Below are 9,991 nucleotides of genomic sequence, written 5' to 3'. Positions count from 1 at the left end.
CCGGCCGCTCGCAGCGCGGCAAGCGATCCAGGGTCGCCTCGCGCAAAGCCGCCGAGCGCAAGCGGCGCCGCCGGACCCTATGGATCTTCGGGGGCGTCTTCGCGCTGCTGTTCACCGGCGCCGTGGTCTTCGCGGGCATGAAGCTGATCGCCAGTTTCGGCCCGCCGGAGGACTACGCGGGTCCGCCCGGACCGTTGGTGATCGTGCAAGTGCACGACGGCGACACCTCCACGCAGATCGCGGCGACCATGCACGAGAAGGGCGTCGTCAAGAGCACCGGTGCGTTCATCGAAGCGGCCGTGCGGAATTCGAACATGAGCGCGGTGCAGCCGGGCTTCTACGCGATCCCGAGCCGCAGTCCCGCCGTGGAGGCGGTGGCCGCGCTGGTCGGCAAGCAGTCCAGGGTCGGCAACCTGGTCGTCTCCGAGGGGCGGCTGCTGCACGACCAGCACGACATGAGCACCGGCGGGCGGTATGACGGCATCTACCGCAAGATCGCGGAGGCCAGCTGCATCGGCACCGGCCCCAGCCAGAAGTGCGTGACCTACGAACAGCTCGACGCCGCGGGCGCGAGCCTGGACCTGTCCGCGCTCGGGGTGCCCGCGTGGGCGATGCAGGGTGTCAAGGACTGCCCGGACCGGACGAGGCAGCTGGAAGGGCTCATCGCCGCGGGCACCTGGGATTTCGATCCCAGCGGCACCCCGGAACAGATCCTGCGGCAATTGGTGAGCGCGAGCGCGAAGAGCTATGAATCCACCGGACTGCTGCAGTCCGGCGCCGACACGAAGCTGACCCCGTACGAGACGCTGGTCGCCGCCTCGCTGGTGGAACGCGAGGCGAAACCCGAGGACATGGGCAAGGTGGCACGGGTGATCGTCAACCGGCTGCGGGTGGATCAGATGCTGCAATTCGACTCGACGGTGAACTACACCCTGGATCGCACCGAGGTGGCTACCACCGACGCCGACCGTGCCCAGGAAACCGCGTGGAACACCTATGCGATGCGCGGCCTGCCCAGGACCCCGATCGCCGCGCCGTCGTTGAACGCGTTGCGTGCCATGGAGAATCCGGAGGCGGGGCCGTGGCTGTACTTCGTCACCGTCGACAAGCAGGGCACCACCCTGTTCACCGACGACTATCAGGAGCACCTGCGCCTGATCGCACGGGCGCAGCGCAGCGGCATCCTCGACAGTTCCAAGGACAGCGGTGGCCGATAGTCGCAAGGCGGCGGTGCTCGGCAAGCCGATCGCGCACTCGCGATCGCCGCAGCTGCACCTGGCCGCGTATCGCGCACTCGGGCTGAACTGGAGCTACGAGCGCATCGAATGCTCGGCCGAGCAGCTGCCCGGGTTGGTCGACGGGCTCGGCCCGGAATGGGTCGGGCTCTCGGTGACCATGCCCGGCAAGGAAGCGGCACTGGCCTACGCGGACGAGCGCACCGACCGGGCCGTGCTGGTGGGATCGGCCAACACCTTGGTCCGCACCGACGCGGGCTGGCTGGCTGACTGCACCGACGTGGACGGAGTGCTCGGCGCGCTGCGCGGCGGTGGTGTCACCGACCTGACCGAGGGCGTGGTCTTGGGCGCGGGCGGAACCGCGCGGCCCGCCCTGCTGGCGTTGTCGGAGCTCGGCGCGAAGTCGGTCACCGTGGTGGCGCGGGACGCCGGGCGGGCGCGCGGCGCACTCGACCTCGCCGAGCGGCTCGGGATGATCCCGGCACTGGCCGGATTCGACGCCAGAACCCTTCAGGGGATCTGTGCGGCGGCAGGCGCAGTGGTGAGCACCGTTCCCGCCACGGCGGCCGCGGTCGTCGCCCCTTCGGTGGCAGCGGCCCCGGTGGTCCTCGACGCGATCTACAACCCCTGGCCCACCCCGCTGGCCGAGGCGGTGGCGCGGGCCGGGCACACGGTGGTGAGCGGTCTGGAGATGCTGCTGAACCAGGCGTACGGGCAGGTCGAGCTGTTCACCGGGCGGCAGGCGCCGCGCGCGGAGATGGCGGCCGCGCTGGACGAGGGACATCCACCCGAAAATTGATACAAGTTCTAGTTCGGTTCGGCGTGGCGCAGGGTTAGGGTGGTGCGCATGAATGCTTGGGTGTTGCGGGCCATCCTGCTCGGTGCGCTGGTCGTCTTCCTGCGCGCCGCGCTCGGGTTCGCGATGGTGTACTGGCCGACCCACGGGGCGTGGATGCGCGCGCTCGCACTGATCGTGCTCGTGGCGGCCATCCTGTCCTGGGGTTTCCTGGACGGGCGCAAGGACAGGACGGCCCACCCCGATCCCGAGCGCGGCACCGACCTGACAATGCTGTGGCTGAAGGCCGCCGTGGTGGCCGGTGTCGGCAGCGGCCTCGGCGCCTGGTTGCTCGACTGGCTGCCCAGGTTCGATCTCGGGGACAACGGCCTGCTCTTCGAACTCACCGGGGCCGCGTCGTTCATCGTCCTGCTGATCTTCATCCCCGCCCTCATCGGCGTCGGCATCGGCCGCGCCCTCGCCGACCGCGCCGCCACCAAACGGTCCGCCACCGCCCACACCCCCGCCTGACCCGAACTCGCGGCTCGCGCACTGACGAATGCCCGCCATGACCGGGCATATCCCGGTTCTCAGATCGTCCAGCACGCACGGTCTGCCGCACAGTCGGCAGTGGCCATCTGCCGACGTGTAGGTCCGGTCCGTCCATATGCTCTCCGCTAACGTGACCGCCGTATTATTCTGCTGTCCAATGTATTTCAAGGGAGGGGAGCATTATGTTCATCAGGATCGGGGTTACCGCGGTCATGGCTGTCGCCGCGTCCGTGTTCGTGTTCGGCGGACAGTCGGCGGCGAAAGCCGATGGCTGCGCATCGGCGCAGCCGACTTGGGGGTTCCAATGCGTGGGTTCGGCGTCGAACGTCTCGCTGGCGAGCTGCATGAAGGACGCGCCGCTGTGGAGCGATCGGGCGCAGTGCATTCCGCGAAACGACGGTAGTGGGAGGTACGACCTCTGGGTTCCGTCCAACTGAGACGTCTGTGCGAACCCGATGATCACCGGTCGGTTCGAGGTCGGTCGAACAAGCCGCCACGCCGGCCTGCCGTACCAGCGAAACGGCGCACCCTCCGAGAGGGTGCGCCGTTGTCGTTCGCTCGGAATCCCGGCGCTGGCCGGGCGGTGGCGCTACAGCAGGACCGCGCCGCCGCTCGGGCTGTCCTCCCGGGCGATCGCCGAGTAGGCGGCGGCCAGCAGGGTGGGATCGGGTCCTTCCAGGCGGCCGGGCTTGGCCAAGCCGTCGAGCACGACGAAGCGCAGTACGCCGGAGCGGGTCTTCTTGTCCGTCTGCATGGCGTCCAGCAGCTGGGGCAGCGCGTCGGCGTCGTAGCTGGTCGGCAATCCGACGGCGGACAGGATGGCGCGGTGGCGGTCGGCGGTGGCGTCGTCGAGACGGCCCGCGAGCCGACCCAATTCGGCGGCGAACACCAGTCCGACGGCGACCGCGGCGCCGTGCCGCCACCGGTAGCGCTCCCGCCGCTCGATGGCGTGGCCGAGGGTGTGGCCGTAGTTGAGGATCTCGCGCAGGCTCGACTCCTTCAGATCGGCGGCGACGACGTCGGCTTTCACCTGGATCGCGCGGCGGATCAGCTCGGGCAGCACGTCGCCGGACGGGTCGAGGGCGGCCTCCGGGTCACGCTCCACCAGGTCCAGGATCACCGGGTCGGCGATGAAGCCGGCCTTGATGATCTCGGCCATGCCCGCGACGATCTCGTTGCGCGGCACGGTTTCCAGGGTGGCCAGGTCGACCAGCACGGCGGCGGGCTCGTGGAAGCAGCCGACCAGGTTCTTGCCCGCCTCGGTGTTGATGCCGGTCTTGCCGCCGACCGCCGCGTCGACCATGGCGAGCAGCGTGGTGGGCACGTGCACGATGCGCACGCCGCGCATCCAGGTGGCGGCGACGAACCCGGCCAGGTCGGTCGCCGCGCCGCCGCCGAGGCTGACCACGACGTCGTTGCGGGTCAGACCGATGCGCCCGAGCACCTCCCAGCAGAACCCGGCGACGGCCAGGTCCTTGCCCGCTTCGGCGTCCGGGATCTCGACGCGGTGCGCGTCGATGCCGGTGTCGGCCAGCGCCTTCCGCACCACTTCGGCGGTCTCGGTGAGCGGCGGCTGGTGGAAGATGGCCACGGTGCGCACGCCTGTGGTCGCGCCGCTGACCGACTCGACCAGTTCACCGAGCAACCCGCGGCCGATGATCACCGGGTACGGGTCGGCGGTCCGGACTTCGAGACGACTCGGCTCTGTCACGTGGCTTGCTCCGATTCTGTTGGTGCTGTTGTCGACTGCTGACGTGCCCGGGAACGGGCACGGCGGGAGCGGGCGCGCCTGGATCGGCTGCCTGCGGTCTCGCCGCTGCCCGCTGCGGTCGCGGCTTCGGGTTCGCTCGTAACGCTCCTGCGGGTGCGGCGGGATCGAACGGCTGCGACCGCGGATTCCGGTGCGGGACCGGCGGCGGTGTCGTTGGGCTCGTCCTGATCGGCGTCCTTGCGCCGGGACGTGGCCCTGGCTCGGGCGCGACGGCGGGCCCGGGACCGGCTGCTGCCCTGCGGGATTCCGCTGGGCGGTGGCCGGAGGTCCGCCTCGGCGCGCTCCGCGGGCTCCATTCCGAGCCTGGTCATGATCATCCGCACCACCCGGCCCGGGCTGCGGCCGTCGGTGCGGACCCGGACGGTGGCCACCTCCCGGTAGAGCGGGCGGCGGGTGCGCATCAGCTCCCGGTACTTCGCGCCCGGGTCCGCGGCGTTGAGCAGGGGCCGCTGGGTGCTCGCTCCGGTGCGCCGAAGGCCCTCGGCCACACTGATCTCCAGGTAGACGACGGTGCGATTGCGCAGAAGGGCCCTGGTGTTCTCCGACAGCACGGCGCCGCCGCCGAGCGAGACGACGCCGCGCTCGGCGAGCACGGCGCGGCGCACCACCCGCTCCTCGATTCTGCGGAACTCGGGCTCACCGTCTTCGGCGAAGATCTCCGGGATCGTGCGACCGGTCTCCCGCTCGATGCCCGCATCGGTGTCGTACAGCTCGACACCGAGTTCCCTGGCGAGCTTGCGGCCGATCGTGGATTTCCCCGCCCCGGGCGGTCCGACCAGCACCACGCGCGGGGCGCGCGGATCGGTCTGCACGATCATTGCGACCGACTGTCCGCGGGCACGTGGGGACGGGTGCTGATGCGCTTGACGTAGCTGGTGATGTTCTCGACGGTCTCGGTGATCGAGTCGCCGCCGAACTTCTCCAGCGCGGCCTGCGCGACGACCAGCGCCACCATGGATTCGGCGACCACGCCGGCGGCGGGCACGGCGCACACGTCCGAGCGCTGGTGGATGGCCACGGCCTCGCCGCCGGTGGTCATGTCGACGGTGGACAGCGCGCGCGGCACGGTGGAGATCGGCTTCATCGCCGCACGCACACGCAGCGCCTCGCCGTTGGTCATGCCGCCCTCCAGGCCGCCTGCGCGGTTGGTGGAGCGCAGCACGCCGTCGGGGCCGGGCCGCATCTCGTCGTGCGCCTGGCTGCCGCGGCGTCGCGCGGTCTCGAAGCCGTCGCCGACCTCGACGCCCTTGATGGCCTGGATTCCCATGAGCGCGGCCGCGAGCCGGGAGTCCAGCCGGTTCTCGCCACTGGTGAACGAGCCGAGACCGACCGGAAGCCCATCGATGACCACCTCGACCACGCCACCGAGGGTGTCGCCGTCCTTCTTGGCCGCCTCGATCTCCGCGATCATCGCGGCTTCGGCGTCCTTGTCGAACGCGCGCACCGGGCTCTCGTCCACCACGGCGAGGTCGGCCGCGGTCGGCACGATGCCCGAGGTGTTCTGCGCCGTGCCGATCGAGACGACGTGCGAGACGACCTCCGCGCCGAACGCCTGGCGCAGGAAACTGCGCGCGACGGTGCCCGCCGCGACGCGGGCGGCGGTCTCCCTGGCGCTGGCCCGCTCGAGCACGTTGCGGGCGTCGTCGAAGTTGTACTTGAGCATGCCGGAGTAGTCCGCGTGCCCGGGCCGGGGCCGGGTCAGCGGGGCGTTGCGGGCCAGCTCGGCGAGTTCGGCCGGATCGACCGGGTCGGCGGACATCACGGTGGTCCATTTCGGCCACTCGGAGTTGGCCACCTCGATGGCGACCGGACCGCCCATGGTCCTTCCGTGCCGTACGCCACCGACGATGGTGACCTTGTCGGCCTCGAACTTCATCCGCGCGCCGCGGCCGTATCCCAGCCTGCGACGGGCCAGCTGCGTGGAGATCTCGTCCGACGTCACCTCGACGCCTGCCACCATCCCCTCCAGGATGGCGACGAGAGCGGGACCATGGGATTCTCCGGCAGTTATCCAACGCAGCACGTCGTTCATCTTCCCATGTCGACGCCGGTGCCCGGGAACGCGGCCCGCCGTGATCACGCGCACGCAGGGGGCGGACCGGATACCAGGGCCGAGGCGCTCAGCGTGCTATCACGATGGGGCGATCCACCGACCGCAGCAACGCGTCGCCGACCGACCCGAACAGCAGCCGGTCCAAAGTACCTCGGCCGCGGTTGCCCACCACGAGCAGCTGCCCGTCGCGGGAGCGCTCGAGCAGCCGCCGCTCCGGACGGTCCCGGACCACCTCGCGCCGGATGGTCACCTCGGGGTACTGCTCCTGCCAGCCGGCCAGGCTCGTGGCCAGCAGCGCTTCCTCGGTCCGGCGTAGCGCGGCCCAGTCGGTGCCGATCGCGGCCAGCGGCTCGATCTCGCCCCAGGTGTGCACGGCCACCAGCTCGACCCCGCGCAGCGACGCCTCGGTGGCAGCCACCTCGATGGCGGCTTGCTCGGCGGTGGAGCCGTCGACCCCGACGATCACCGGGCCGGTGCTCATCGGATCCCACAGCGGTGTCTCGGCGGGCACCACCGCGACGGGGCAGTCGGCCTCCCTGGCGACGACGGCGCTGACCGATCCGAGCAGGACACGCTGGACGCGGCCGATGCCACGGGTGCCCACCACGAGCATGGCCGCGCTGCGGGAGCGCTCGATCAGGGCGGTGGCGATGTGCGCGGTGCGGATCTCGGTGCCGATGGCAATGTCGCGCACCGCATGTGCGGCCGCTACGGCGGCCTCCGCGGCGCGCTCGATCGCCTCGTCCGCCTCGCGTACCCGCAGCAACGCCGCCGGACGCGGCGGATCGTCGTCGGCGGCGCCGAGCGAGGACTCGACGACGAGCGAGATGTGCAGGGGCGCGTCGTGCAGCGCGGCGGTCTGCGCCGCCCAGCGCACCGCGACGACCGACTGGGCGGAACCGTCGGTTCCCACGACGATCGGCTTCCGCGACGGTTGCCTCGGATTCACTCGGCGGCTCCTTCTCGACCTGCATCGCTGGCATGGCGCACTCGAGGGGGCAACTCACCGCGCGGCCACATTCCCGGTACAGAGCCAGGCGGCAGCTCGGCAGGTCGTTGCCCGCGGTAATGCTACCGATGGATTGCGGTTGATTTGCTGGCTTTGTGATCCAGTCCAGCCGCCCGCTGCGAGGTTCTCCGGCCCGGACCGGCGAACTCAAGTCGAGTCCAAGGCTGCCGGCAACAAGGCGAGCAGGGTCGCCGAGCACATCGCGGGCCCGTGCGGCACGGTAGTCGGGCAGTCGTCGCGGACGGCGGTGGACGCGCGGCGCCAGGCCAGAACGCCGACCGCGAGGCAGGCTGTGAGCGCTGGTGCCCCGATCGCCGCCCATACCCACGTCCGAGCGTCGCCGAGCGCGGCCGCCGCCCCCAGTGTGACCGCGAGCTTGACATCGCCCGCGCCCAGCGCGGCAGGCGCGAGGAGGTGCACCAGGAGGTACGGCGCGGACAGCAGCAGTGCGCCCAGGAGTGCCACAGTGAATTGCTCTGTGAACAGGGCATATCCGAGAACAGCCAGAACGCCCGAACCGGTCGATCTGTTCGGTAGGCGCCGTTCGCGCACGTCGGACACCGTCAGGAGCGCGCACCACACGGCGAGCGCAACGAACGCAAGAGGAGTCATGTCCCCACCTTCGCCCGGTCGCGGCGCGAAAAGGCCGCGCAGCCCGGGAATGTGCACAACATGGGGGAATGTGAACAGGTGCATGGTCATCTTTGGCATCAAGGACGATAAAGATTGGGCGACAACGGTTTTCGACTATTCGCAGGCGCATCGATCCGGGCCGACGGCATGCTGAACACGTGTTGCCCGACCGTTCGCGGTGCGTCGGCGGTAGTTTTGACACATGTGTGCTGATCACCAGGGTCATGTGCCGGACTACGCGGCGCGGCGTGGCGCGCTGCGCAGCCTGCTGGTGGAGAACAGGGTGGACGCCCTGCTGGTCACCGATCTGGTGAACATCAGATATCTGACCGGGTTCACCGGCTCCAACGCGGCGCTGCTGGTGCACTCCTGGGACACGCGCACCGCCGAGGACCGGACCGTGATCGGCACCGACGGCCGGTACCGGACCCAGATCGCCGAGCAGGCGCCCGACCTGCGGGCGGAGATCGCGCGGGCCACCACGCGGCGCATCGTGCAACTGGCCGGGGAATGGCAGCTCGGCCGGGTGGGCTTCGAAAGCCATGTCGTCACCGTCGACCAGCACCGCGGTTTCCTCGAACAGCGCACCGGCCTGGAGTTCGTCGCCTCTCCCGGGCTGGTCGAGCAGTTGCGCATGGTCAAGGACGCCTACGAAGTGGAGCGGTTGCGCGCGGCCTGCGTGGCGGGCGACGCGGGCCTGGCCGCGCTGCTGGAGCGGGGCGGACTGCGTCCCGGCCGCACCGAGCGTCAGGTGGCCAGGGATCTGGAATGGGCCATGTTCGAACACGGCGCCGAAGCGGTGTCGTTCGAGACCATCGTGGCGACCGGCGCGAATTCGGCTGTCCCGCATCATCGCCCCACCGACGCCGTGCTGGCCGCGGGCGATTTCGTCAAGCTGGACTTCGGCGCGGTGGTCGGCGGCTACCACTCCGACATGACCCGCACGTTCGTGCTCGGCACGCCGACGGACTGGCAGCGCGAGGTGTACGAGCTGGTCGCCACGGCGCAGCGAGCCGGGTGCGCGGCGCTGCGACCAGGGGTTCCGGTGGCCGACGTGGACGCCGCGTCGCGGGCGGTGATCGAGGCCGCCGGACACGGCAAATTGTTCGTGCACGGTCTCGGCCACGGGGTGGGTCTGCAGATCCACGAAGCGCCCGGAATCGCGAAAACCGGAACCGGTACACTTCTGACTGGCGTGGCGGTGACCGTCGAACCAGGTGTGTACTTTCCCGGCCGCGGCGGGGTCCGGATCGAGGACACGCTCGTGGTGCGCGAAGGGGGCCCGGAGCTGCTCACCCACACCAGCAAAGACCTGACCGTCGTCGACTGACGCCGGTCTACCCGAGACCAAGCGGTAGAACGAGGAGATCCGAAGACAGTGGCGGACACCAGCGACTTCAAGAACGGCCTTGTGCTGAAGATCGACGGTCAGCTCCAGCAGATCATCGAGTTCCAGCACGTCAAGCCGGGCAAGGGCCCCGCGTTCGTGCGGACCAAGCTGAAGAACGTCGTGTCCGGCAAGGTGGTCGACAAGACCTTCAACGCCGGTGTGAAGGTGGAGACCGCCACCGTCGACCGCCGCGACATGACCTACCTCTACCACGACGGCTCGGACTACGTCTTCATGGACGGCGAGACCTTCGACCAGATCTCCATCTCCGAGGCCACCATCGGCGACGGCGCCCGCTTCCTGCTGGAGAACATGACCGTACAGGTCTCGATGCACGAGGGCGCGCCGCTGTACGTCGAGCTCCCGGTCTCGATCGAGCTCGTGGTCCAGCACACCGACATCGGCCTGCAGGGCGACCGCTCCACCGGTGGCACCAAGCCCGCCACCCTGGAGACCGGCGCCGAGGTGCAGGTCCCGCTGTTCATCAACACGGGCGACAAGCTGCGCATCGACTCGCGCGATGGCAGCTACCTCGGCCGGGTCAACGCCTGATCCGGCCGACCGGCCGATTCG

10 protein-coding genes are annotated in these 9,991 nt (G+C 70.1%); 5 read left to right on the top strand and 5 right to left on the bottom strand.

Annotated elements, in window-relative coordinates:
- The 3 genes from ON19_RS18530 to ON19_RS18520 form a co-directional block, all read left to right on the top strand.
- Window positions 1–1,217: endolytic transglycosylase MltG (locus ON19_RS18530; RefSeq protein ID WP_043693905.1), on the top strand; the 1,217-nt coding region annotated here is incomplete at its 5' end.
- Window positions 1,207–2,034: a shikimate dehydrogenase gene (locus tag ON19_RS18525; protein ID WP_043693902.1), complete on the top strand. Its 828-nt coding sequence runs from the start codon at window positions 1,207–1,209 to the stop codon at window positions 2,032–2,034. The genes ON19_RS18530 and ON19_RS18525, both read left to right, overlap by 11 nt.
- Window positions 2,035–2,082: 48 nt before the next feature.
- Window positions 2,083–2,541, top strand: a complete 459-nt coding sequence (locus tag ON19_RS18520; protein WP_043694037.1) for a B-4DMT family transporter — start codon at window positions 2,083–2,085, stop codon at window positions 2,539–2,541.
- Window positions 2,542–3,151: 610 nt separating this feature from the next.
- Here ON19_RS18520 and aroB read toward each other — a convergent pair.
- From aroB to ON19_RS18490, 5 genes are all read right to left on the bottom strand, one after another.
- Window positions 3,152–4,273: a 3-dehydroquinate synthase gene (aroB, locus tag ON19_RS18510; protein WP_043693896.1), complete on the bottom strand. Its 1,122-nt coding sequence runs from the start codon at window positions 4,271–4,273 to the stop codon at window positions 3,152–3,154.
- Entirely contained in the window at window positions 4,270–5,151 is an 882-nt protein-coding gene (locus ON19_RS43850) for a shikimate kinase (protein WP_043693893.1), read from the bottom strand. The genes aroB and ON19_RS43850 overlap by 4 nt, the downstream gene beginning before the upstream one ends.
- A complete protein-coding gene (gene aroC, locus ON19_RS18500) occupies window positions 5,148–6,356 on the bottom strand; it encodes a chorismate synthase (protein ID WP_043694034.1) in 1,209 nt (402 codons plus the stop codon). Before aroC ends, ON19_RS43850 begins: the two co-directional genes overlap by 4 nt.
- 97 nt (window positions 6,357–6,453) lie before the next feature.
- Window positions 6,454–7,335, bottom strand: a complete 882-nt coding sequence (locus tag ON19_RS18495; protein WP_043693890.1) for a universal stress protein — start codon at window positions 7,333–7,335, stop codon at window positions 6,454–6,456.
- Between the two features lie 207 nt (window positions 7,336–7,542).
- The gene (locus ON19_RS18490) at window positions 7,543–8,007 is read right to left on the bottom strand and encodes a prepilin peptidase (protein ID WP_043694032.1); all 465 of its coding nucleotides are present in this window, start codon (window positions 8,005–8,007) and stop codon (window positions 7,543–7,545) included.
- 223 nt (window positions 8,008–8,230) lie between these two features.
- On the opposite strand from ON19_RS18490, the gene ON19_RS18485 reads away from it, so the two are divergent.
- Together ON19_RS18485 and efp are read left to right on the top strand one after the other, a co-directional pair.
- Window positions 8,231–9,358 (top strand): M24 family metallopeptidase, encoded by a 1,128-nt coding sequence (locus tag ON19_RS18485; protein ID WP_227954694.1) that lies wholly within the window; start codon window positions 8,231–8,233, stop codon window positions 9,356–9,358.
- A 48-nt stretch (window positions 9,359–9,406) separates the two neighbouring features.
- Window positions 9,407–9,970: an elongation factor P gene (efp, locus tag ON19_RS18480; protein WP_039798939.1), complete on the top strand. Its 564-nt coding sequence runs from the start codon at window positions 9,407–9,409 to the stop codon at window positions 9,968–9,970.
- The last annotated feature ends 21 nt before the right edge of the window (window positions 9,971–9,991 follow it).

Origin of the sequence: Nocardia abscessus NBRC 100374 (genome assembly GCF_000308455.1) — a bacterium.
Taxonomy (GTDB): domain Bacteria; phylum Actinomycetota; class Actinomycetes; order Mycobacteriales; family Mycobacteriaceae; genus Nocardia; species Nocardia abscessus.
The sequence above is the reverse complement of the archived record's forward strand: the minus strand, read 5'-3'. Positions and strand labels throughout refer to the sequence as shown.